The organism is Brenneria sp. L4-2C (assembly GCF_040240335.1).
Classification (GTDB): domain Bacteria; phylum Pseudomonadota; class Gammaproteobacteria; order Enterobacterales; family Enterobacteriaceae; genus Brenneria.
On the sequence record NZ_JBEIAC010000013.1, the window covers coordinates 62,295 to 85,058 of the forward strand.

General features: G+C 52.4%; 22 protein-coding genes. 14 read left to right on the plus strand and 8 right to left on the minus strand.

The window, feature by feature from the left end:
• Nucleotides 1-13 precede the first annotated feature (13 nt).
• Together ABRZ26_RS17415 and ABRZ26_RS17420 are read left to right on the plus strand one after the other, a co-directional pair.
• Complete coding sequence (locus tag ABRZ26_RS17415; RefSeq protein WP_319605421.1) at nt 14-1,081, plus strand: glycosyltransferase family 9 protein; 1,068 nt, start codon at nt 14-16, stop codon at nt 1,079-1,081.
• A 53-nt stretch (nt 1,082-1,134) separates the two neighbouring features.
• Nucleotides 1,135-2,133, plus strand: coding sequence for a glycosyltransferase family 8 protein (locus ABRZ26_RS17420; RefSeq protein WP_319605422.1), 999 nt, complete (start codon nt 1,135-1,137; stop codon nt 2,131-2,133).
• Between the two features lie 127 nt (nt 2,134-2,260).
• Here the strand turns inward: ABRZ26_RS17420 and ABRZ26_RS17425 are convergent, their stop codons facing one another.
• A complete protein-coding gene (locus ABRZ26_RS17425; protein WP_319605423.1) occupies nt 2,261-3,505 on the minus strand; it encodes a glycosyltransferase family 9 protein in 1,245 nt (414 codons plus the stop codon).
• A gap of 199 nt (nt 3,506-3,704) precedes the next feature.
• Between ABRZ26_RS17425 and aldA the strand changes: the two genes are divergently transcribed.
• The 4 genes from aldA (at nt 3,705) to coaD (ending at nt 8,409) form a co-directional block, all read left to right on the plus strand.
• A complete protein-coding gene (gene aldA / locus ABRZ26_RS17430; RefSeq protein WP_319605424.1) occupies nt 3,705-5,144 on the plus strand; it encodes an aldehyde dehydrogenase in 1,440 nt (479 codons plus the stop codon).
• Between the two features lie 43 nt (nt 5,145-5,187).
• Complete coding sequence (lldD, locus tag ABRZ26_RS17435; RefSeq protein WP_319605425.1) at nt 5,188-6,342, plus strand: FMN-dependent L-lactate dehydrogenase LldD; 1,155 nt, start codon at nt 5,188-5,190, stop codon at nt 6,340-6,342.
• 272 nt (nt 6,343-6,614) lie between these two features.
• Complete coding sequence (gene waaA / locus ABRZ26_RS17440) at nt 6,615-7,892, plus strand: lipid IV(A) 3-deoxy-D-manno-octulosonic acid transferase (RefSeq protein WP_319605426.1); 1,278 nt, start codon at nt 6,615-6,617, stop codon at nt 7,890-7,892.
• A 37-nt stretch (nt 7,893-7,929) separates the two neighbouring features.
• Complete coding sequence (gene coaD / locus ABRZ26_RS17445) at nt 7,930-8,409, plus strand: pantetheine-phosphate adenylyltransferase (RefSeq protein ID WP_319605427.1); 480 nt, start codon at nt 7,930-7,932, stop codon at nt 8,407-8,409.
• Nucleotides 8,410-8,497: 88 nt separating this feature from the next.
• Here the strand turns inward: coaD and ABRZ26_RS17450 are convergent, their stop codons facing one another.
• The 5 genes from ABRZ26_RS17450 to radC form a co-directional block, all read right to left on the minus strand.
• Nucleotides 8,498-9,391, minus strand: coding sequence for a glycosyltransferase family A protein (locus ABRZ26_RS17450; protein ID WP_319605428.1), 894 nt, complete (start codon nt 9,389-9,391; stop codon nt 8,498-8,500).
• Nucleotides 9,392-9,509: 118 nt separating this feature from the next.
• Nucleotides 9,510-10,319 (minus strand): bifunctional DNA-formamidopyrimidine glycosylase/DNA-(apurinic or apyrimidinic site) lyase, encoded by an 810-nt coding sequence (mutM, locus tag ABRZ26_RS17455; protein ID WP_319605429.1) that lies wholly within the window; start codon nt 10,317-10,319, stop codon nt 9,510-9,512.
• A gap of 304 nt (nt 10,320-10,623) precedes the next feature.
• Nucleotides 10,624-10,791 (minus strand): 50S ribosomal protein L33, encoded by a 168-nt coding sequence (gene rpmG / locus ABRZ26_RS17460; protein WP_004392084.1) that lies wholly within the window; start codon nt 10,789-10,791, stop codon nt 10,624-10,626.
• Nucleotides 10,792-10,802: 11 nt separating this feature from the next.
• Nucleotides 10,803-11,039 (minus strand): 50S ribosomal protein L28, encoded by a 237-nt coding sequence (rpmB, locus tag ABRZ26_RS17465; protein ID WP_048637009.1) that lies wholly within the window; start codon nt 11,037-11,039, stop codon nt 10,803-10,805.
• 238 nt (nt 11,040-11,277) lie between these two features.
• Nucleotides 11,278-11,943, minus strand: coding sequence for a RadC family protein (gene radC, locus ABRZ26_RS17470; protein WP_319605430.1), 666 nt, complete (start codon nt 11,941-11,943; stop codon nt 11,278-11,280).
• 183 nt (nt 11,944-12,126) lie between these two features.
• On the opposite strand from radC, the gene coaBC reads away from it, so the two are divergent.
• The 3 genes from coaBC to slmA all read left to right on the plus strand — a co-directional run bounded on the left by coaBC (nt 12,127) and on the right by slmA (nt 14,529).
• Nucleotides 12,127-13,380 carry a bifunctional phosphopantothenoylcysteine decarboxylase/phosphopantothenate--cysteine ligase CoaBC gene (gene coaBC, locus ABRZ26_RS17475; protein ID WP_413556315.1) on the plus strand — a complete coding sequence of 418 codons (1,254 nt, stop codon included), beginning with the start codon at nt 12,127-12,129 and terminating at the stop codon, nt 13,378-13,380.
• Nucleotides 13,358-13,816 carry a dUTP diphosphatase gene (gene dut, locus ABRZ26_RS17480; protein WP_319605431.1) on the plus strand — a complete coding sequence of 153 codons (459 nt, stop codon included), beginning with the start codon at nt 13,358-13,360 and terminating at the stop codon, nt 13,814-13,816. The genes coaBC and dut overlap by 23 nt, the downstream gene beginning before the upstream one ends.
• 116 nt (nt 13,817-13,932) lie before the next feature.
• Nucleotides 13,933-14,529: a nucleoid occlusion factor SlmA gene (gene slmA / locus ABRZ26_RS17485; RefSeq protein WP_319605432.1), complete on the plus strand. Its 597-nt coding sequence runs from the start codon at nt 13,933-13,935 to the stop codon at nt 14,527-14,529.
• Between the two features lie 114 nt (nt 14,530-14,643).
• On the opposite strand, the gene pyrE is transcribed toward slmA, so the two are convergent.
• Both pyrE and rph read right to left on the minus strand, forming a co-directional pair.
• On the minus strand, nt 14,644-15,285 hold the full coding sequence (gene pyrE, locus ABRZ26_RS17490) for an orotate phosphoribosyltransferase (protein WP_319605433.1): 642 nt from the start codon (nt 15,283-15,285) through the stop codon (nt 14,644-14,646).
• Nucleotides 15,286-15,390: 105 nt separating this feature from the next.
• Nucleotides 15,391-16,107, minus strand: coding sequence for a ribonuclease PH (gene rph, locus ABRZ26_RS17495; protein ID WP_319605434.1), 717 nt, complete (start codon nt 16,105-16,107; stop codon nt 15,391-15,393).
• 339 nt (nt 16,108-16,446) lie between these two features.
• Here rph and dgcA point away from each other — a divergent pair, with 339 nt between their 5' ends.
• Genes dgcA through ABRZ26_RS17520 form a run of 5 tightly spaced genes read left to right on the plus strand, consistent with a single transcriptional unit; the run spans nt 16,447 to nt 22,757 of the window.
• The gene (gene dgcA, locus ABRZ26_RS17500) at nt 16,447-17,412 is read left to right on the plus strand and encodes an N-acetyl-D-Glu racemase DgcA (protein ID WP_319605435.1); all 966 of its coding nucleotides are present in this window, start codon (nt 16,447-16,449) and stop codon (nt 17,410-17,412) included.
• A gap of 20 nt (nt 17,413-17,432) precedes the next feature.
• Nucleotides 17,433-19,322 (plus strand): ABC transporter ATP-binding protein, encoded by a 1,890-nt coding sequence (locus ABRZ26_RS17505; RefSeq protein WP_319605436.1) that lies wholly within the window; start codon nt 17,433-17,435, stop codon nt 19,320-19,322.
• Between the two features lie 39 nt (nt 19,323-19,361).
• Nucleotides 19,362-20,903 (plus strand): glutathione ABC transporter substrate-binding protein, encoded by a 1,542-nt coding sequence (locus tag ABRZ26_RS17510; RefSeq protein ID WP_319605437.1) that lies wholly within the window; start codon nt 19,362-19,364, stop codon nt 20,901-20,903.
• Nucleotides 20,904-20,928: 25 nt separating this feature from the next.
• Nucleotides 20,929-21,849, plus strand: a complete 921-nt coding sequence (locus ABRZ26_RS17515) for an ABC transporter permease (protein ID WP_319605438.1) — start codon at nt 20,929-20,931, stop codon at nt 21,847-21,849.
• 8 nt (nt 21,850-21,857) lie between these two features.
• Nucleotides 21,858-22,757 (plus strand): ABC transporter permease subunit, encoded by a 900-nt coding sequence (locus tag ABRZ26_RS17520; RefSeq protein WP_319605439.1) that lies wholly within the window; start codon nt 21,858-21,860, stop codon nt 22,755-22,757.
• Nucleotides 22,758-22,764: the final 7 nt, after the last annotated feature.

Consider the following 22,764-nt stretch of genomic DNA (forward strand, 5'->3'; position numbering starts at 1 on the left):
AGGATAAGAGATTATGGATTTAATAAAAAAGATAAAACATATTAATAGACAAAGAAATTATAAAACAAAAAAATTAAAAAAAGAGATAAAAATAAAATTATTGCTATTACAGATGAAAAGAAAAAACGAACAATTCTCTCCTGAAAAAGTACATGATATTCTTTTCATACTAACAGGGATAGGTATTGGTGACGTTATATTTCTTAGTGACGTATTTCGCGAATTACATAATCATGGTTACAATGTTAGGATTTTAATCAATAATAGAGTATTCTTTCTATTTGAAGGTATAGAAGGTGTTGATGAAATTATAGTTATAGAAGGAAAAAGCGACTTCAATAAACTAAAAAGTATTAAAACTGATCTAATAATCGATTTATATAGCAGGTTAGAATATCTCACATACTCGTACATCAAAACAATTTCACTAATCAGTCATAAATTCTGTATAGGGTTTAATTCTGCATACAAGAAACCTTATGACATCGTTTTTAGTGTTAACGAAAAACATGCACATATAACCCACGCATATCAGAAAATGCTTGAGTTATTGGGTATACAAAAGTCATCTCTTCAATATCACTTAAATATCCCAGCTTCATTTATTGAGGAAACAGAAAAATATTTAAAAAAATTTCCTGAGAAAAAAATAATTGCCCTCAATCCTTTTGCTTCCTGCACTAGAAGAAGTTTAACAATCAAACAGACAAATGAACTTCTTAAACTATGTGAAAATATCGATAATGCACATATTATTATAATAGGGGAGCAAGAAAAGATCATAAAAATAAAAAAATCACTTAACTCTAATATTTGCAGCTTTAGTTCATTTTGGAATGCAGCCTCCATCGTCAAATTATCTGATTTGGTAGTCTCTGTTGATACATCCATTGTACATATAGCCAGTGCATTTAATAAGCCCTTGGTTTCTATATATAGCTCAGAAGTTATTAATGGCTTTCAAGGGGATCAATTTTATGCTCCCAATCATGAAAACTCAATACAATTAATAGCCCCCGATGAAGCAGCAAAAAATATTGATACAGTATTTGTCTACAAAAATATATTATCAAAAATATAAGTTTCAAAAAAAATAATCCATTTTTCTAAACTCACTTATGAAATAAACTTAATATGAAAACAGAAAGATTCATAAAAAAAAAGTCAATATTTAATGAGAATAGTGTACCAGAATTTGAAACATTACATATAGCGCTATGTTTTGATGACGGCTATGCCATGCCAGCTTGTGTTTCAGCTTTTTCGATTATTAAAAACAATCCGGATATAAATATTGTTCTTCATTTATTCACTTTAAATGTTAGTAAAATATCATTAGACAGATTTAAATCTTTATTAGCCAATAACTTAACCATATATAACTATGAAATAAATCATTCATTTATAGATGAACTAACAAAAGATCTAAATGAATCATCAGATAGCTACTGGTATTTAAATAAGAATAGATTATCATCAGCTTGTTTGCGATTCATTATCTCTGATATATTAAAGACTATAACTCCAAAAGTTTTATATATGGATTGTGATACTCTTTGTATAAATAGCCTCTCGCCTCTTATTTCTCTTGATATTTCTAAATTCCATGCAGCCTGTATTAAAGATATTGCGGCTAGTGAGTATCGAAAGTTATTATTCAACAATCTTGATGAAACATATTTCAATTCTGGCGTCATGCTGATAAATACAGAAAAATGGGTAAGTAATAAACTCACTGATAAAGCAATAAAGCTAATCATTGATGATAATGGAAAATTTATCTGGCCGGACCAAGATGCTTTAAATATATTAATGGATGGGGATATACATTACCTCCCTTCAAAATATAACTTTATGCTACAAAAAGATGATCATATTCCTAAAGATGTAATAATTTTGCATTTTGCAGCCAATCCAAAGCCTTGGTTTAAAATAAGAAATAATAAAACATATATTGAGTATCTTTCATCCTCTCCATGTAAAAATGTGAAACTAAAACTTTACGATAAAGAAACTAGCAATCGATATGTTCTTAAAACTTATTCAGAGGAATTACGAAAAGAAGGGAAAATAATACCCTCTATATTTTATTATCTTATGTATAAAATAACCAAGTTTTTTTATAAAAAATGACTCAGAAAACAATTATAAATTTTAATGTGAACAATGTATAATTAGTAGAAAAATCATATAAAGATAACTCAATAAACGCCATACTTTAATCATGGCGTCATGAACTAATGCTAATAAGAAAAACTTCTTATTTAGAATTTAAAAAAATTTTCACATAAGAAAACACCACATCAATATTCATATTCCTCGCGGCGCCGTTTGGCGCAATCAATTGCACGGCCTTATCATAATGAGGAGCAAATAAAAAGTTTGATTCATAGCCGCCAAATTTTTCAGAACTGTAAACCGATACTAACTCTTTGTCCAACGCGTTCGCCAAGTGAACAATTGAGGTCTCTACCGATATAACCATGTCAGAGTAAGCAACCATCGCTGCCGCCCCCCAGAAAGATTCAAAAGGATTCTTTATTACCCTCTCCCGCTCTTCAATATCGGCTATTTTATTCTTTTCACCGATGATAATCACAATAACATCATCATTTTTCTGCAATAAACGCAAAAGCTCATCAATTTGCTGAGAAGTAAAACTTCTTGTGTCATTTGATGCATACGGATTAAAGGCGACGATCCTGTTATGCGCATACGGCGCTAAGAATCCTTTTGCTTGCGTTTTTTCTTCTTCAGGCAAATAAATATCGTACGACAGGTCTGCATCATGAATACCGATATGATTTAACAAGCTGGCATAAGCATCTGTCAGATGAATTTCTTTACTGGCAGGAATAATGTTATCGTTATAGACTTTGGTATTTTTAACATCAAAACCGATACAATAGCGGTGTTTTATTTTGGTTATCACACTAAGATAACGGATATTAAAATGCTCATCTACCCGACTATACAGGTCAATCAGTAAATCAAAATACAATTCCTTATAATTATCAATAATACCTTTTCTTTTTACGACAATGACATTCTCAACATTCATATTTCTTTCGAATAAAAAGGCTGATTTAGCATCAACAAATACGCTGACTTGATAACCGTGTTTTTTTAACTCCCGAAATATTCCGGTTGCAACAATAACATCGCCAAGACCGACGTTAAAAAGAAGTACCCCTATACTCTTTACGTTTTTCATGTCCAGGGGCTCTTTTTTTGCTTTTGATAACGTCAAAAACAACATTTCTTTTATTTTAAACTTTATATTTTTTATTTTTTTATCTTGCGGCCTGTTCATAATTTCCCAATTTCCTGTCGTTCCCGCTTTCACATCGCGAATAGACTGCGATTCACCACCACACTGTAGCATAACTGCCCAAAGGGTAAAATTTATTACTTTTACGGGAAATAAAACATCGCCTTTCGGCAATACGCGTTGCTGAATCCCCCCCGCCTTTTTTAATTTCTGGCCGATAAGTACCGCTCTCACCACTCCCTCCTGCGAAATTTTGCAAAAATGTTACATCAAACGCGTCAGTCATGATGTTTTTGCCACTTTCCGATATTAAATGGCAGCAACACAAAGGTAAAAGTCTGACGGAGAGGGCAGGATGCGTAAATCTCACAAAAAAGAACTAATTTATTAACAATTCGTTCATCACTGCATCCAGACGTTGGAGACGCTCTACATGACCACCATTCAGAAGCAAATGTACATCAACGGCGAATTTGTCGAAAACCGCAGCGGAAAGTGGATTGACGTGGTGAATCCGGCGACCGAGCAGGTGATTTCGCAGATCCCGGAAGGCACGACGGAGGATGCCAAAAGAGCGGTTGACGCCGCCGAAATCGCCCAGCCCGGCTGGGAAGCATTGCCGGCGGTAGAGCGCGGCGTCTGGCTGCATAAAATCGCCGACGGCATCCGCGAGCGTGCCGCCGAGCTGACGGACACCATTATCGCCGAAGGCGGAAAAACCCACGCGCTGGCGCAGACCGAAGTGTTGTTCACCGCCGATTATCTGGATTATATGGCGGAATGGGCGCGTCGCTACGAAGGGGAAATCATCCAGAGCGACCGCCCGAACGAGAACATTTTTGTATTCCGCAAAGCCATCGGCGTCACCACCGGTATTCTGCCGTGGAATTTTCCATTCTTCCTCATCGCCCGCAAAGCTGCGCCGGCGCTGATCACCGGCAACACCATCGTTATCAAGCCCAGCGAAATTACGCCCAACAACGCGATAATTTTCGCCGAGATCGTTCATAACATCGGTCTGCCCAAGGGGGTGCTGAACATCGTCACCGGCTTCGGCCCCACCGTGGGACAAGAGCTGGCCGCCAACCCGAAGGTCGGCATGGTCAGTCTGACCGGCAGCGTCGCCGCGGGCATCGCCACCATGACCGCCGCGGCGCAGAACGTCACCAAGGTGTCGCTGGAACTGGGCGGCAAAGCGCCGGCCATCGTGATGAATGACGCCGATCTGGATCTGGCGGTGAAAGCCATTGTCAGTTCCCGCGTCATCAACAGCGGGCAGGTGTGCAACTGCGCGGAACGCGTTTACGTGCAGCAAGGGGTGTACGCCGAATTTATCTCGCGCCTGAGCGAAGCGATGAAGCAAGTGACCTTTGGCAATACCGCGGCGCAAAAAGATCTGGATATGGGGCCGTTGATCAGCGCGGCGGCGTTGCAGCGGGTGGAGGACAAAGTGGCGAAAGCCGTATCGCAGGGGGCGAAAGTGTTGCTCGGCGGCCAGCGCGCAGGCGGCACCGGTTATTTTTACCCGCCGACGCTGCTGGTGGACGTTAACCAGGATATGCCGATTATGCACGAAGAGGTATTCGGCCCGGTGCTGCCGGTAGCGACGTTCGCCACGCTGGAAGAGGCGATCGCCATGGCTAACGATAGCGAATATGGCCTGACGTCGTCGATCTATACGCAAAATATCAACACCGCGATGCAGGCGCTGAAGCTGCTGAAATTCGGCGAAACCTATATCAATCGCGAGAATTTCGAGGCAATGCAGGGCTTCCATGCGGGGTGGCGTAAATCGGGCGTCGGCGGCGCTGACGGCAAACACGGCTTGCAGGAATATCTGCAAACGCACGTGGCTTATCTACAATTCCACTAAAGGCTATTTCGTTAACCCAAGAAAAAGATAACGAGAAACCACGATGATCATTTCCGCTTCAACGGACTACCGCGCGGCGGCGCAGCGCAGGCTGCCGCCGTTTCTGTTCCACTACATTGACGGCGGCGCATATAACGAGCATACCCTCAGGCGCAATACCGCCGATCTGGCCGATATCGCGCTGCGCCAGCGCATCCTGAAAAACATGTCCGAGCTGAGTCTGGAGACGCAGTTATTCGGCGAAAAGCTGGCGATGCCGGTGGCGCTGGCCCCCGTGGGGCTGACCGGCATGTATGCCCGGCGCGGCGAAGTGCAGGCCGCGCGCGCGGCGGCGCAAAAAGGCATTCCGTTTACCCTATCCACCGTCTCGGTCTGCCCCATCGAGGAAGTGGCGCCCGCCATCGACCGCCCCATGTGGTTCCAGCTTTACGTATTGAAAGATCGCGGTTTTATGCGCAACGCGCTGGAGCGCGCGCAGGCGGCGGGCGTGAAAACGCTGGTCTTTACCGTGGATATGCCGGTGCCGGGCGCGCGTTATCGCGACGCGCATTCCGGGATGAGCGGCCCGAATGCGGCGGCTCGCCGTTTATGGCAGGCGGCAACGCATCCGCTGTGGGCGTGGGACGTCGGCCTGAACGGCAAACCGCACGATCTCGGCAACGTCTCCGCCTATCGCGGTAAACCGACGACGCTGGAAGATTATATCGGCTGGCTGGGGGCGAACTTCGATCCCTCCATTTCGTGGCGAGATTTGGCGTGGATCCGTGAATTCTGGACCGGCCCGATGATCATCAAAGGCATTCTCGACCCGGAGGACGCCAGAGAAGCGGTGAGATTTGGCGCGGATGGCATTGTGGTCTCCAACCATGGCGGCCGCCAGCTCGACGGCGTGCTGTCGACGGCGCGCGCCTTGCCGGCGATCGCCGACGCGGTGAAAGGCGACATCGCCATTCTGGCGGATTCCGGCATTCGCACCGGCCTGGACGTGGTGCGCATGATTGCGCTGGGCGCGGACGGCGTGCTGCTGGGACGCGCCTTTGTCTATGCGCTGGCGGCCGCGGGCGAAGCGGGCGTGGTTAACCTGCTGAACCTGATCGAAAAAGAGATGCGCGTGGCGATGACGTTGACCGGCGCCAGGTCCATCGCCGAAATCGGCGCGGACTCGCTGGCGTACGGCGCATCGCCGGGCATTCGCTAAACGGATATCGGCGAGCCGTAATGAACCTGGCTACATTCGAAATAGCATTGCGGTTGTATGCGCCAGCATCAGATATATTTAATCACTGACGCCGCTATGCTCCAAACGCCGCCTAGCCAGTCGCTCAAGCCGCGTCAGCCTGACCGGCGCACTTTAAGACACCGAATCCCCGCTATCAGCGCGAGAAACACCGGTCCTCTGTTTTACAAATAGCCTTCTCCTGCTTAACCCGATAAAATCGCCATCAGCGATAACCAACTATAGTAAAACGCATGCTACAAACCCTCTACACCGTTCTTTTATACCTAATCCAGCCATTGATTTGGATCCGACTGTGGCTGCGCGGCCGCAAGGCGCCCGCCTACCGCAGACGCTGGAGCGAGCGCTACGGTTTCTGCGCGGAGAAAGTCAAACCCGACGGCATTATGCTGCACTCCGTTTCCGTGGGGGAAACGCTGGCGGCCATTCCGTTGGTCAGAGCATTGCGCCACCGTTATCCTAACCTGCCGATCACCGTCACCACCATGACGCCCACCGGTTCCGAACGCGTGCGCTCGGCCTTCGGCGACTCGGTTTATCATGTCTATCTGCCCTATGATCTGCCCTGCGCCCTGAAGCGCTTCTTCAATCAGGTGCGACCTAAAGTCGTCATCATCATGGAGACCGAGCTGTGGCCGAACCTGATTGCAGAATTACACCGCCGCAAAATCCCCCTGGTGATAGCCAATGCCCGTCTGTCGGCGCGTTCAGCCGCCGGTTATAAAAAAATAGGGCGTTTGACCCGCCATATGCTGCAACGTATTACGCTGGTCGCCGCGCAAAATCAGGAAGACGGCCAACGATTTATCGATCTCGGCCTGAAACGCGCAAGTCTGGCGGTCACCGGCAGTCTCAAGTTTGATATTTCCGTGACCCCGGAGCTGGCGGCGCGCGCGGTGACGCTACGGCGTCAGTGGGCGCCGCACCGTCCGGTGTGGATCGCGACCAGCACTCACGAAGGCGAGGAAGCGATTGTGTTAGCGGCCCATCGTCAGCTGCTGGCTAACTTTCCCGATCTATTGCTGATTCTGGTTCCCCGGCACCCGGAACGCTTTCCTACTACGCAAGCGCTGACGCAAGCGCTGGGCTTCAACTATATTTTGCGCAGCAGCGGGGAGCCGCCGTCCGCCGACACTCAGGTGATTGTCGGCGACACCATGGGCGAACTCATGCTGTTATATGGCATCGCCGATTTGGCGTTCGTCGGCGGCAGCCTGGTGGAACGTGGCGGACATAACCCGCTTGAAGCCGCCGCTCACGCCATTCCCGTACTGATGGGGCCGCACACGTTTAACTTTAAAGATATCTGCAACAAACTTGAGCAGGCAGACGGGCTGATTACGGTTACCGATACCGCATCGCTGACCAAAGAAGTGGGCAATCTGCTCGCCGATGAAGACTATCGTCGCTATTATGGCCGACATGCCGTAGAGGTATTGCACCAGAATCAGGGGGCGTTGCAGAAGTTGCTCTCATTGCTTGAACCTTATCTGCCGCCTCGGGCTCAATGATTAACCGTGGTTTTGCGCACAGATGCAGAGGAACGCCATGACGACTAAAGCGATTTATCCCGGCACTTTCGATCCGCTGACCAACGGTCACCTCGATCTGCTGACCCGCGCATCGCACATGTTCGACCATCTGGTGCTGGCGATTGCCGCCAGTCAGAGCAAAAATACGTTATTTACGCTGGATGAACGCGTGGCGCTGGCAAAAGAGGTTACTCAACACTTGCCAAACGTGGAAGTGATCGGTTTCAGCGAACTGATGGCGCATTTCGCACAAAACCAAAATGCCAATATTTTGGTGCGCGGATTGCGTGCGGTTGCTGATTTCGAGTACGAGCTGCAACTGGCTAAAATGAACCATCATCTGATGCCGACATTGGAAAGCGTATTCCTGATGCCGTCAGAAGAATGGTCTTTTATCTCATCATCTCTGGTTAAGGAAGTGGCGAAGCACGGCGGGGATGTTACCCATTTTCTGCCGGCTCCCATCGAGAAAGCCCTACGCGCCAGGCTGCCGTAGCGCCGCCCTGCTTCACCGCGATACCCGATCGCCAATAACACAGATGTTCAAATGGGGCAGAACGAATCATTTTGCCCCTGACGATTTATTATCGTGAAAGAGGCTCAAATAAATATCTGAACCACCAAAGTGATTTCCAGCATTTATTGAATGGCGGGAGCGTGACGGGCCGTTTGTTATGACGGTATTTTATTTCCCAGGTGAAATTAAGGAATATTCGACTTTGTCCATATTCATCACCAAATAGTTCACATTCCTCTTTTTTTCTTAGATCAATCGGTGTATTATCGGCTAAATCCCGCTGTAATGAATGGTAACTTCCATCTCTATCCACATTGCGCTCAAAGCAGCATATCCTTTTCGGTAAATACTGCTGCTGAGACCCATGATACTTTTGATATTTCACGAACCGAAAATCTTCCGAGCCGTAGTTACCGGCAAACTCTTCATCATAGCCAAAAAAGCGCATAAATCTGGCGCGCGACATAAAGAACGTATTCGGATGTCCATAATAGCGCTCGCCGGTATTATAGACTTTTCCTCTGCGGACAATTCCGTCCTCTCTACTTTTCCGATAGATTTTATAAAATTTTCGCCCAGGATTTTTTAATTTAATCAAGTACCTGAATGTCTCTTCCGGTAATTCATGATCTAAATCCGTTACGAAAAACTTATCGGATTTTGCATAGGTGACGCCTAAATTCCGCGCCCCCGCCTGATTCCATCTTATATCTTCCTTTATCCTCAGCCAGGTGATGTTTAAATCAAATTCACCGACTTCATATTCAATCGGCGAACCATCATCAACAATAACAAATTCAACCGCGGTACGAATATCTTCAGGAAGTTGCTCATATTTCCTCAGTAAGCTGGTTACTGAATCCATATTATTTTGATTACAATAAAAATGTGTTACATAAGTTAATTTGATATGTTGTTTGTCAAGCGGATGCCTTGTCAAACAAGAATAATCACTGCCCATCTACCCTGTCCTTTACTCTGCTCTTTATATCTTATAAAAAAATAAAACCTTACAAAAACGATTAGCCAATAGATGTTTTCATGACTTAATACGATCGCAACGACCAATTATTCGTCGCTTATCTCTGACAACGACGACAAAAAAAGGTGCTGCGCTGTCCGTGTTTCGCCGTTTCTATCGGCGTTCCGCACACCCGACAACGCTCCCCCGTCCGCCCGTAGACCTGAAGTTCCTGAGCAAAATAGCCGGGTTTGCCATCTGATTGCAGAAAATCACGCAACGTTGTCCCGCCCTGCTCGATAGAACGCAGCAGCACCTGTTTAATCGTTTCCACCAGCCGATCAGCTTCCGCTTCACTCAACGACCCGGCGGCTCTGTCCGGCCTGATGCCGGCCGTAAACAGCGACTCGCTGGCATAGATGTTCCCTACGCCCACCACCACCTTGTTATCCATAATCCAGGGTTTGACCAGCGTCTTTTTACCGCGTGACTTCTGATACAGATAGGCGCCGGAAAAATCCTCGCTCAGCGGCTCCGGCCCTAAATGCGCCAGCACCGCGCTTTCTTGCAGACTGTTGGCCCATAGCCAGGCGCCGAAGCGGCGGGGATCGGTATAACGCAGCACCTTGCCGCTATCCATGACAAGATCAACGTGATCGTGTTTACCCGGCTCAATGTATTCAGGCAGGATCCGCAGGCTGCCGGACATGCCCAGATGGACGATAATCCATCCGGCGGCCAATTCGATCAGCAGATATTTGGCGCGGCGATGAACGCCCAGCACCGTCTGATCGCTGAGGGATAAAATCTCGCCGGCGACCGGCCAGCGCAAACGGGCGTTACGCACTTCAGCATAGAGAATGGTATGACCAACAAGATAAGGCGAAATCCCCCGACGACTGGTTTCAACCTCCGGCAATTCCGGCATGTGTTATCTCCTGAAAAATCCGACAGATGAGTTAAGCCGCTGCCAGAAAGACTATTTCCGCCCGTGCTGTTGTTGCAGTTACGCCTGATATAGCCGCTATTCGCATCGCTGTTTACCCGAGACCGGTTTATCCGGCTAACCGCATAATCGGCCGCATAATCATAAGCTTTACGACGGCCTGAGGCCAGCGGCTGGCGAAAACAGACGCCGGAAAGCGCGGCACGTCAGGGAAACTACGCGTCGGGCCGGAATGACGGCCATAAAAAAACCCTGCCGAAGCAGGGTTTTTAGCAATCCGCCAAAATTATTTAATTTTAGCTTCTTTGTAGATTACGTGCTGACGGACAACCGGATCGAATTTCTTCAGTTCCAGTTTTTCCGGCTTAGTACGCTTGTTCTTCGTAGTGGTATAAAAGTGACCAGTACCAGCAGAAGAAACCAGCTTGATCTTCTCGCGAACACCCTTAGCCATGATTCAATTCCTTAATACTTTTCACCGCGGGCACGCAGATCGGCCAGAACCGTCTCAATACCCTTTTTATCGATAACACGCATACCTTTAGCGGATACGCGCAGCGTAACAAAGCGCTTTTCACCCTCAACCCAAAAACGGTGTGAGTGCAGGTTCGGCAGAAAACGGCGTTTAGTCGCGTTCAGTGCATGGGAACGGTTGTTACCGCTCACCGGGCGCTTGCCAGTAACTTGGCAGACTCGGGACATGTCTATTCTCCAAAAATCAAAATCAGCTCGAGCTTCGTATAGGATTTGGCCGCCTCGTCAGGCTCTAGAGCCCATCTCAGCAACTTCACTGAAAAGACTCCGTCATCAGGATAAACCTGCTGAGATAGGCTCTTAACGCCAAACCCAAGATTCTCAAAGGTGGCGTAGTATACGCTCTGAAGCGTAAGTGCTCAAGTCCCGAACAGCTAAAGATCTCTTTGGATCGCGGAAATATCGGTTAAATCCATCCGCGCTCGGCAAAAGAGACATACTCGCCGTGTCCAATGACCAGATGATCAAGCACACGAATCTCTAATAGCAGGCAAGCTTTAATGATTTGTTCGGTTATCGCACGGTCGGCCTGACTCGGTTCCGCTTTCCCCGATGGATGATTGTGCGCCAGAATCAATGCGGCGGCATTGGCTTTCAACGCTTCACGCACAATTTCCCGTGGGTGTACTTCTACGCAGTTAATAGTACCAGCAAACATCTCCTGATGACGAATAACCCGATGCTGATTATCCAGAAACATGACTAAAAAGACCTCCCGCTCCTGGCGAGCCAGCAATAATTGCAGGTATTGCCCGGTTATTTCAGGGCTCAGCATCGCATCTTCTTTCGCCAGACGGGATGAAAACAGCCGGCGCGACAACTCCACCACCGCTTTTAACTGCGTATATTTTGAAATACCGATGCCCTTCACCCGATCAAACTCGGACTGGCTGGCGAACATCAATTGATGCAGCGAACCAAACTGCGTCAACAGGCTGTCCGCCAACTGCATGACGTCCATGCCGGAAATCCCGGTACGTAAAAAAATCGCCAGCAGCTCGGTATCCGTCAACGCGTTGGCCCCTAAATTGACCAATTTTTCGCGCGGCGCCTGCTTATCTCCCCAGTCCATCGAACCTCCTTTCCGGCAGAGCGACATCATGGCACGGCCGACCTCACGGGACGATGCCGACGATCGCAGGCTGCGAATCGGTGCGCAATTTTTGTCGGGAAAAGCGGCGACACCGTTAAGATTCATCTCATGAGCCAAGGTTATGGTAAAATAGCGCCTTCTTTAAGGTTTAATCGGACCATGATGATGACGGCACTTTCCAGCCCGAATGGGCTCTCTTCTGACCAAGGTCTTGCCGGCAAACGAATTTTGCTCGGTATCAGCGGCGGCATCGCGGCGTACAAATGTCCGGAACTGGTAAGGCGTCTGCGCGATTATGGCGCGGAGGTACGCGTCGTCATGACGCAGGCCGCGCAGGCCTTTATCACACCGTTGACGATGCAGGCGGTCTCCGGTCACCCGGTGGCGGACGATCTGTTCGACCCGGCGGCGGAAGCCTCGATGGGTCATATCGAGCTGGGGAAATGGGCCGATTTGGTTATTCTGGCGCCGGCGACGGCCGACCTGATCGCGCGTCTGGCCGCCGGTATGGCGAATGACCTGCTGACCACGCTCTGCCTGGCGACGCCCGCGCCCATCGCCGTTGTTCCCGCCATGAACCAGCAGATGTACCGCGCCGCGCCGACGCAGGACAACCTGCGAACGCTCGCCGCGCGCGGTTTGCCTATCTGGGGTCCGGACAGCGGCAGCCAGGCCTGCGGCGATGTCGGCCCCGGCAGAATGATTGACCCGCAGGCGATTGTCGAACTGGCCCGGCGCTATTTCACTGCGGTCTGCGACCTGCAACATCTGAATATTCTGATCACCGCCGGTCCGACGCGAGAGGCGATGGATCCGGTGCGTTTCATCAGCAACCACAGCTCGGGGAAAATGGGATTTGCCATTGCCCAGGCCGCCGCCGACAGAGGGGCCAACGTAACGCTGGTCGCCGGACCGGTGACCCTGGCTACCCCGGCTAACGTCAGGCGCATCGATGTCGGCAGCGCGCTGGATATGCGGCAGGCGGTGATGGCGGAAGCCGCGCGACAGCACATTGTCATCGGCTGCGCGGCCGTTGCGGACTACCGGCCCAAACAGGTCGCGAACGAAAAAATCAAAAAGCAGGGTGATGAAATCACTGTCGCCATGATAAAAAATCCGGATATTATCGCTGATGTCGCCGCCATGGGTGAAAATCGGCCTTATGTCGTCGGGTTTGCCGCCGAAACCCAGAATGTGGAAGAATACGCCCGCCAAAAGCTGGCGCGTAAGAATCTGGATTTGATCTGCGCTAACGACGTATCCCTTTCCGGGCATGGTTTTAACAGTGAAACCAATGCATTACATCTTTTCTGGCCCACCGGAGACAAGCTGTTGCCGCAATGCGACAAACGTCTTCTTGGCCAAAACTTAATCGACGAGATTGTCAGCCGTTATGATGAAAAAAATCGACGTTAAGATTGTTGACCCGCGAATCGGTCAACAATTCCCGTTACCCACCTATGCCACGCCTGGCTCCGCCGGGCTGGATTTGCGGGCCTGTCTGGATCAGGCCGTGGAACTGAAAGCCGGGGAAACCGTTCTGATCCCCACAGGACTGGCGATTCATATCGCCGATCCCAATCTGGCGGCGATGATTCTGCCCCGTTCCGGCCTGGGTCACAAACACGGCGTGGTGTTGGGTAACCTGGTCGGGCTGATCGACTCCGACTATCAGGGGCAACTCATGGTTTCCGTCTGGAACCGCGGTCAACAGACCTTCACCATTGAACCCGGCGAACGCCTCGCCCAGATGGTTATCGTTCCGGTCGTTCAGGTTGAATTTAATCTGGTCGACGATTTCGTCAGCAGCGAACGCGGGGAAGGCGGCTTCGGCCATTCGGGCCGTAGCTGACGCGTCTTCGCCTGCCGTCCGGCAGGATAAAAATTCATATAAGCCACAGCACGCAGCGTGACTGTGGCGCTAGCGGGTGTTTGTCCGTCAAATTTTTAGCAAGGGTATTTTCATACATGGCAGAACAAGGAAATACGAAAAGGAATCGTCGCGAGGAAATTTTGCAGGCGCTGGCGCAAATGCTGGAGTCCAGCGACGGCAGCCAGCGCATTACCACGGCCAAGCTGGCCGCGAACGTTGGGGTATCCGAAGCGGCGCTTTATCGGCATTTTCCCAGCAAAACGCGGATGTTTGACAGCCTGATCGAGTTTATTGAGGATAGCCTGACGACCCGCATCAACCTGATTCTGCAAGATGAAAAAGAGACCTTCACTCGTCTGCGACTGATTTTATTGCTGATCCTGGGGTTTGCCGAACGCAATCCGGGTTTGACCCGCATTCTGACCGGCCACGCCTTGATGTTTGAACAGGATCGTTTGCAGGGCCGCATCAATCAGCTCTTTGAACGCATCGAATCACAGCTGCGACAGGTATTACGTGAACAAAAGCTACGTGACGGCAAAGGTTTTCAGCATGACGAAACGCTGCTGGCCAGCCAGTTACTGGCGTTCTGCGAAGGGATGCTCTCACGCTTTATTCGTTCTGAATTTCGCTATCGCCCCACCCAGGAATTTGATACCCGCTGGCCGCTGCTGGCCGCTCAGTTGCACTAACGCCACAAGTCAGAGCGTATTCCTCGTTATTCCCGCGCAGGCGGGAATAACGAGGGAGGGACGCAGGCATAACGGGCAGGATGAGAAATATTGCAACCTGCCTTTCAGAGCCGATCACACGCCGTAGCGATCGCGGTAGGCTTCAACGGCGGCGAGATGCGTCGCCATTTCAGGTTTTTCCGCCAGATAGGCGATGAGATCCCGCAGCGTAATGATGGAAATCACTTTGCACTGGTAGTCGCGCTCGACTTCCTGGATCGCGGAAATATCGGCGCGCCCGCGTTCCTGACGATCCAGCGCAATCATTACCCCGGCCAGCCGGGCGCGGTTGGCGGCGATAATCTCCATCGATTCGCGGATCGCCGTCCCCGCGGTAATCACATCATCGACCAGCATCACCCGGCCTTGCAGCGGACTACCCACCAGATTGCCGCCTTCGCCGTGATCTTTGGCTTCTTTACGGTTAAAGCAGTAAGGCAGATCGCGCTCATGATGTTCGGCCAGCGCCACCGCCGTGGTGGTGGCGATAGGGATGCCCTTGTAAGCCGGCCCGAACAGCAAATCAAACTCGATGGCCGAATCCACCAGCGCCTCGGCATAAAAACGCCCCAGCAACGCCAAATCCCGCCCGGTATTAAACAAGCCGGCATTAAAGAAATAGGGACTGATGCGTCCGGATTTCAGCGTAAATTCGCCGAACTTCAATACCTGTTTGCTGAGCGCAAACTCAATAAACTGGCGCTGATAGGCTTTCATTACTGCATCTCCTCATATCATGCGGTTATGGATTTATTGCTCGCGCCGGTCAACGCCATAAACGACAGACCGTAAAAAAGCGACCTGGTGGTCGCTATCAAAAAATTAATCAGCCAACGCAGCTTTCTGCGCCTGAATGATATGTTCTATCCCCCCGCGCGCCAGCGCCAGCAAAGACAATAACTCCTCATGAGTAAAGGGTTCGCCTTCCGCCGTACCCTGCACTTCAATCATGCGGCCATCTTCGGTCATCACCACATTCATGTCGGTTTCCGCCGCGGAGTCTTCAACATACTCCAGATCGCAGACCGGTTCACCGTTGACGATACCAACCGATACCGCCGCCACCATGCCCTTCAGCGGATTCTTTTTCAGCTTGCCGTTGGCCACCATGGTATTCAGCGCGTCGGCAAGCGCTACGCAGGCGCCGGTAATCGACGCGGTACGGGTGCCGCCATCCGCCTGCAACACATCGCAATCCAGCGTGATGGTGTATTCGCCCAACACTTTCAGATCGATGGCGGCACGCAGCGAACGCGCAATCAGCCGCTGAATTTCCATCGTCCGTCCGCCTTGTTTGCCCTTCGCTGCCTCGCGGGCGTTACGGCTATGCGTGGCGCGCGGCAACATGCCGTATTCGGCGGTCACCCATCCCTGACCCTGTCCTTTGAGAAAGCGCGGCACACCGTCTTCAACCGTGGCGTTACATAGAACCTTGGTGTCGCCGAACTCAACCAGAACAGACCCTTCGGCATGTTTGGTGTAATGGCGGGTTAATTTCAGGGGGCGCACTTGCTGTGCATTTCGGCCTGTAGGGCGCATGGAACATCTCCGGCGGGTGAAAAGTTAACTGGCGCGCATTATACGGACTTCACGCTGCAATGCCTACCTTGCCTCGCGGCAATAACAAAAAGTCATACGCCGTCGGGGTATAACCTGAGGTTATACCCTACCCATGAACAAGTATTCGTCAGTACGAATTGCGCATGAAATATTCTTCTCAGGTCCTTCCCTTCGCAGAGATAAGCGCGATGTCGACGCGCTTCGGCAACGAGGCGGAAAAATACCGGCAGGCGGCCTGTTTCACTTCCGTCTGATACGCGTTTTCGAACGCCCGTCCGTCGGTATCAATATTGAACAGCACACGGAGCAAGGTTAACAATGCGCCATATGCAAATCGAAGCGGTAAATCTGCCGTTAGCACGAGCGTTCACCATTTCGCGCGGCACGCGTCACGCCGTTTCGGTCGTGCGGGTGACGCTGGAAGAACAGGGATTCATCGGGCAGGGCGAATGTACGCCGACGCCCCACTACGGCGAATCGGTGGAGAGCGTTTGTCGGCAGCTAAATAGCGTTGTTGAAGCGGTGGAAAGCGGACTCAGTCTCGAACAACTGCAAACATACCTGCCGCCCGGCGCCGCCCGCAATGCGCTGAACTGCGCGTTATGGCGGCTCAAGGCGGCGCTGAAAAAACAGACCCTATGGCAATGTCTCGCTATTCAGCCGCCCAAATCCGTCATCACCGCGGAAACCCTGTCCCTCGATAGTCAGGAAAACATGGCCGCCGCCGCCGCGGATGCGGCTTCCCGCGGCGCCTTGTTGCTGAAAATCAAACTGGACCGCGACCTGATCCTGGAGAAAGTCGCGGCCATTCGCCAGGCGGCGCCCGACGTCAGGCTGATTATCGACGCCAACGAGGCCTGGAGCGGTCTGGATCTCGGCAGCCTGTTCAATGCGCTGACCCGCTATCAGGTAGCCATGGTGGAACAACCGCTGCCCGCCGGCAAAGATGATGATTTGCTGCGTTTTTCCCACCCCATACCGATTTGCGCGGATGAAAGTTGTCACCACAGCGGCGATATCGCCGGGCTGCGCAGCCGTTACGACATGATAAACATCAAGCTGGATAAGTGCGGCGGCATCAGCGAAGCGCTGGCGATGGTGGAAGAAGCGAAACTTTACGGCTTGCAGGTGATGGTGGGCTGCATGCTGGGTTCATCCATGGCGATGGAAGCCGCCCTGCCGATCGTCAACGCGGCGGAATATGTCGATCTCGACGGCCCTATCTGGCTGGCGGCGGACAGCTCGCCCTACCTAACCTATAAACTCGGTCGTATCTGGCTATGACCCAACCAACCGGAGTGACAATGACGGATATCATGCAAACTGGTGCGGTAACCGCCCCTGCACCCGGTACAACCCCCAGACCGGTGCTGGAAATCGACGATCTGAGCGTCAGCTTCAGCGGACGTTCCGGCAAGCATCTGGCGCTGAAAGGCATCTCATTCACTCTGAATAAAGGGGAAGTGGTGGCGGTAGTGGGGGAAAGCGGTTCAGGCAAATCCGTCACCTCGTTAACCGTGATGGGGCTGCTGGCCGAGGCCGCCAGCATCGAACGCGGCGGCATCAATTTCACCGCCCGCGACGGTCGGCGTCATAACCTGTTAAACATGAAAGCCGAACAGCGCCGTCAGCTACGCGGCAGCGAAATGGCGATGATATTTCAGGAACCGATGACCTCGCTGAATCCGGTGCTAAAAGTCGGCGATCAGTTGACGGAAGCGCTCTGCGACCACCGGATTTGCGATCGGGCCAGTGCGGATAAAAAAGCGCGCGAGCTGTTGCGTAAGGTCCGCATCGCCGATGTCGATCGGGTGATGAAAAGCTATCCCCACTCGCTTTCCGGCGGTATGCGCCAGCGCGTGATGATCGCGCAGGCGCTGGCCTGCGACCCGCAGTTGCTGATCGCCGATGAACCCACCACCGCGCTGGATGTCACCGTGCAGGCGCGTATTCTGCAAATCCTGCGCGATCTGCAACAGCAAAGCGATATGGCGGTGCTGTTTATCACGCACGATATGGGCGTGGTGGCGGAAATCGCCGATCGCGTGGTGGTGATGTATCGGGGCGAAGTGGTGGAACAAGGCGAGGTCGAGCAGATTTTCGCCCGGCCTCAACATCCTTATACCCAGTCTCTGCTGGCCGCCGTACCCAAACTGGGCGACATGCGCGAAAGCGCCTGGCCGAAACGCTTCCCGCTGCTCGGTCAGCAGTCCGGCAGCGATGACGACGATCAAATCACGGCCCGTTACGACGACGATCCGTTGCTGGATATCCGCGGCCTGCGCGTCTACTACCCGGTGCGCGGCGGGATATTTTCTTCCATCACCCACAATGTGCATGCCGTAGAGCAGATTGATTTCAACGTTTGGCCGGGCGAAACCCTGGCCATTGTGGGCGAAAGCGGCTGCGGCAAATCCACCACCGGCCGCGCATTGCTGCGTCTGGTTCAGAGCGAGGCCGAAAGTATTTACTTTCAGGGGAAAGAAATTTCCCTGATGAAAGACAGCGAGTTCCAGCCGCTGCGCCGGGAAATGCAGATGGTATTTCAGGATCCCTATGCCTCGCTGAACCCGCGTCTTACCGTCGGCTTCACCATCGCCGAGCCGTTGCTGCTGCACGGACTGGTGAAATCGCTGGAAGAAGCCACGCCGCAGGTGCAGGCGCTATTGAAAAGCGTGGGCCTGCTGCCGGAACACGCCCGGCGTTATCCCCATGAATTTTCCGGCGGTCAGCGTCAGCGCATCGCGATAGCCCGCGCCATGGCGCTGAAACCGCAGGTCATTATCGCCGATGAAGCCGTGTCCGCGCTGGATGTGTCCATTCAGGCGCAGGTGGTCAACCTGATGATGGATCTGCAAAAAAATACCGGCGTATCGTGGATTTTCATCTCGCACGATATGGCGGTGGTCGAGCGTATCGCCAACCGGGTGGCGGTGATGTACCTCGGGCAGATTGTGGAAATCGGCCCGCGCCAGTCGGTATTCAACTCGCCGCAGCATCCCTACACTCGCCGTTTGCTGGCGTCCGTGCCTGTCGCCGATCCCGCCCGGCGCGGCACGCGCCAGTTCGACGACAGTGAAATCCCCTCTCCGCTGCGTAAAGCCGGCGAGAGCGTCGCCAAAACGCGCTATCGACAGGTCGCGCCGCATCATTGGGTGGCGGACAGCGGTCCCGATGCCCAACCCATGAGTTGACGTTGTTTATTGCATTTTTATCGCTAACCAGGAGACACCATGAAGCTATTCGTTCGCCGTACCGCCGTCGCCCTCGGGCTCTCATTGTGTCTGGCAGCCGTTGCCCAGGCACAGGACCTTCGCATTTCCATCTACGCCGACATTACCGGACTGGATCCGCACGATACTTCCGATACGCTGAGCTACTCGGTGCAAAGCGGCATCTTTGAGCGCCTGTTCCAGTTTGATAATAAAATGAAACTGGTTCCCAAACTGGCCACCGGCTACACCAGCAATGAAGACGCCACGGAATTCGTCATTACGCTGCACGAGGGCATCACCTTCCAGGACGGCGCGCCCTTCAACGCCGACGCCGTTAAAGCCAACCTCGACCGACTCGCCGATCAGACCAAAGGGCTGAAACGCAACAGCCTGTTTAAAATGATAAAAACGGTTACCGTCGTTTCCCCGACCCAGGTGAAAATCGATCTTAACCAGTCGTTCGGCGCCTTTGTGAATACCCTGGCCCACCCGTCTGCGGTGATGCACAGCCCGCAAGCATTGAAAAAATATCCCGACGAAGCCCAGTTGCGTCTCAACCCGGTGGGAACCGGCCCGTTCAAATTTGCTGCGTGGCAGCAGGGCAAAGACGTGAAGCTGGTGAAAAATGACCACTATTGGCAGCAAGGCTGGCCGAAAGTCGACAGCATCACCTTCTTCCCGACGCCGGAAGACTCCACCCGCGTCGCGTCGCTGAAATCCGGTCAGGTCGACGCCATCTACCCGCTGCCGTCCGATCTGCTGAACGCGGTGCAAAACGACGCCAAACTGGCGGTACAGCGCGATGAAGGCATTTACCTCTACTACATGTCGATCAACGCGCAGCACAAGCCGCTACAGGATTTGCGCGTCCGTCAGGCGATCAACTACGCCATCAACCGCGATATGTGGCTGAAAGTCGGATTCGCCGGCATGGGCGTGCCGGCCACCTCGGCCATGCCGCCTAACGTTCAGTTCTACCAGAAACAAACTTCGCCGGACTACAGCTACAACCCGGAAAAAGCCAGGGCGCTGCTGAAAGAAGCCGGCTACGGCAACGGGCTCGATCTGAAACTGTGGACCACCAACCGCACGGACTACATCCGCAGCGCGCAGTTCTTCAAACAGCAGCTGGCCCAGGTCGGCATCCGCGCCACTGTCACGCCGATGGACTCCGGCGCGCGCAACGCCAAGCTGTGGGGCGTGCAGGACCCGAAACAGGCGGAATATGATCTCTACTACGGCGCCTGGTCAACCTCCACCGGCGATGCCGACTGGGCGTTGCGTCCGCTGTTCGCCACCGAATCCTGGGTGCCGACCGCCTATAACGTCTCTTACTACAGCAACCCGGCGGTAGATAAGGCCATTATGGCCGGCCTGCAAACCGCCGATCCGGCCAAACGCGCCGCCGCCTATGCCGAAGCGCAGAAACTGATTTGGCAGGATGCGGCCGTCGCCTTCCTCGGCGCGCCGGACAATCTGGTGGGTAAAACGAAAAATCTGAACGGCGTTTATATCCTGGCGGATGGTTCGCTGGTCTTCAATCAGGCGGAATTCAAGTAATACAGCGGGAAGCGGGGAGAACACCATGTTTGCCTATATCGTCCGACGTTTGCTGGAAATGATCCCGGTTCTGCTGGTGGTCTCCCTGTTAGTGTTCGGTTTTATCAAACTGCTGCCGGGCGATCCGGCACGCATCTACGCCGGCGCGGATGCCTCTATCGAGGCCGTGGAATCCGCGCGCCGGATTCTGGGACTGAACGATCCGCTGCCGCAGCAGTACATCAACTGGCTTGGCGGTTTGTTCAAAGGCGAGCTGGGCGTGACCTATCGCACCCAGCAACCCGTTACCGAGGTCATCGGTAAAAGTTTTATGCCCACCATGTGGCTGGCGCTGGCCGGTTTTGCCTGGTCGGTGGTGCTGGGCCTGTTGGTGGGCGTCGTTTCCGCGCTCAAGCGGGGAAAATGGCAGGATTGGACATTAATGAGCGTCGCCATCGGCGGCATCTCCATGCCGCCGTTCTGGCTGGGTTTGCTGTTGATCCAGTTTGTCGCCATGCCGTTCGGCATCTTCTCCGTCAGCGGCTTTAATCAGCCCAGCGACCTGATTCTGCCCGCGCTCACGCTGGGCGCCTCGGTGGCGGCGGTGATGGCGCGCTTTACCCGTTCCGCTTTTCTGGAAGTCGCGCAGGAAGATTATGTGCGTACCGCCCGCTCCAAAGGGCTGCGTAACCGGCTGATTACCTGGAAACATGTGATGCGCAACGCGCTGATTCCGGTGATCACCATGCTGGGGTTGCAGTTCGGCTTCCTGCTCGGCGGTTCCATCGTGGTGGAAAGCGTATTCAGCTGGCCGGGATTGGGCTGGCTGCTGATCGAATCGATAAAAACGCAGGATCAGCCGGTGATTCAGGCGCTGGTCATGCTGTTTGTTTTTGAATTCATTGTTATTAACCTGTTGGTGGACCTGCTGTATGCGGTGGTCAATCCGGCGATTCGCTTACGTTAGGAGATAAGATGAACCTTCCTTCCGAGCCCGCCGTAGCGGCTGCGACCCTTGGCGAAAACACCATTCGCTCGCCCTGGCGCGATTTCATCCAGGTGTTTATCCATAATCCGATGGCGCTGATTTCCGGCGGATTTATTTTATTGCTGGTGCTGGTGGCGGTATTCGCGCCCTGGCTCGCGCCCTGGGATCCGATGGAACCGGACTGGATGGCGCTCTCCGCGCCGCCCTCGGCCGCTCACTGGATGGGAACCGACGACCTGGGGCGCGACGTGATGAGCCGTATTATCTATGGCGCGCGTATCTCGTTGTATATCGGCACTTTCTCCGTCACGCTGGGTATGCTGGCGGGTATTGTATTGGGTCTGCTGGCCGGATATTACGGCCGTTGGATCGATATGCTGATCATGCGCGGCTCCGATGTGCTGTTCGCCTTTCCCGGCATGTTGCTGGCGATCGCCGTGGTGGCGATCCTCGGGCCGGGATTGAATAATGTTATTATCGCCGTCGCCATTTTCAGCGTGCCGGTCTTCGCCCGTATTGTGCGCGCCTCCACGCTGACCCTGAAGCAGGCGGCCTACGTCGAGGCGGTGCGCTGCGCCGGCGCGCCAAACCGTATCGTGCTGATGCGTCATATTCTGCCGGGTACGCTGCCCAGCGTGATTGTCTATTTCACCATGCGCATCGGCACCAGCATTCTGACGGCCGCCAGCCTCAGCTTTATCGGTCTTGGCCCGGAACCGGACGTACCGGAGTGGGGCAATATTCTGGCCATGAGCCGCAGCCTGATGATGGCCGGCCTGTGGCACGTCAGCGTCTTCCCCGGTCTGGCCATCTTTTTCACCGTATTGGCTTTCAACCTGCTGGGCGATGCGCTGCGCGATACGCTCGATCCCAAACTGAAAAGCTAAGGAATCC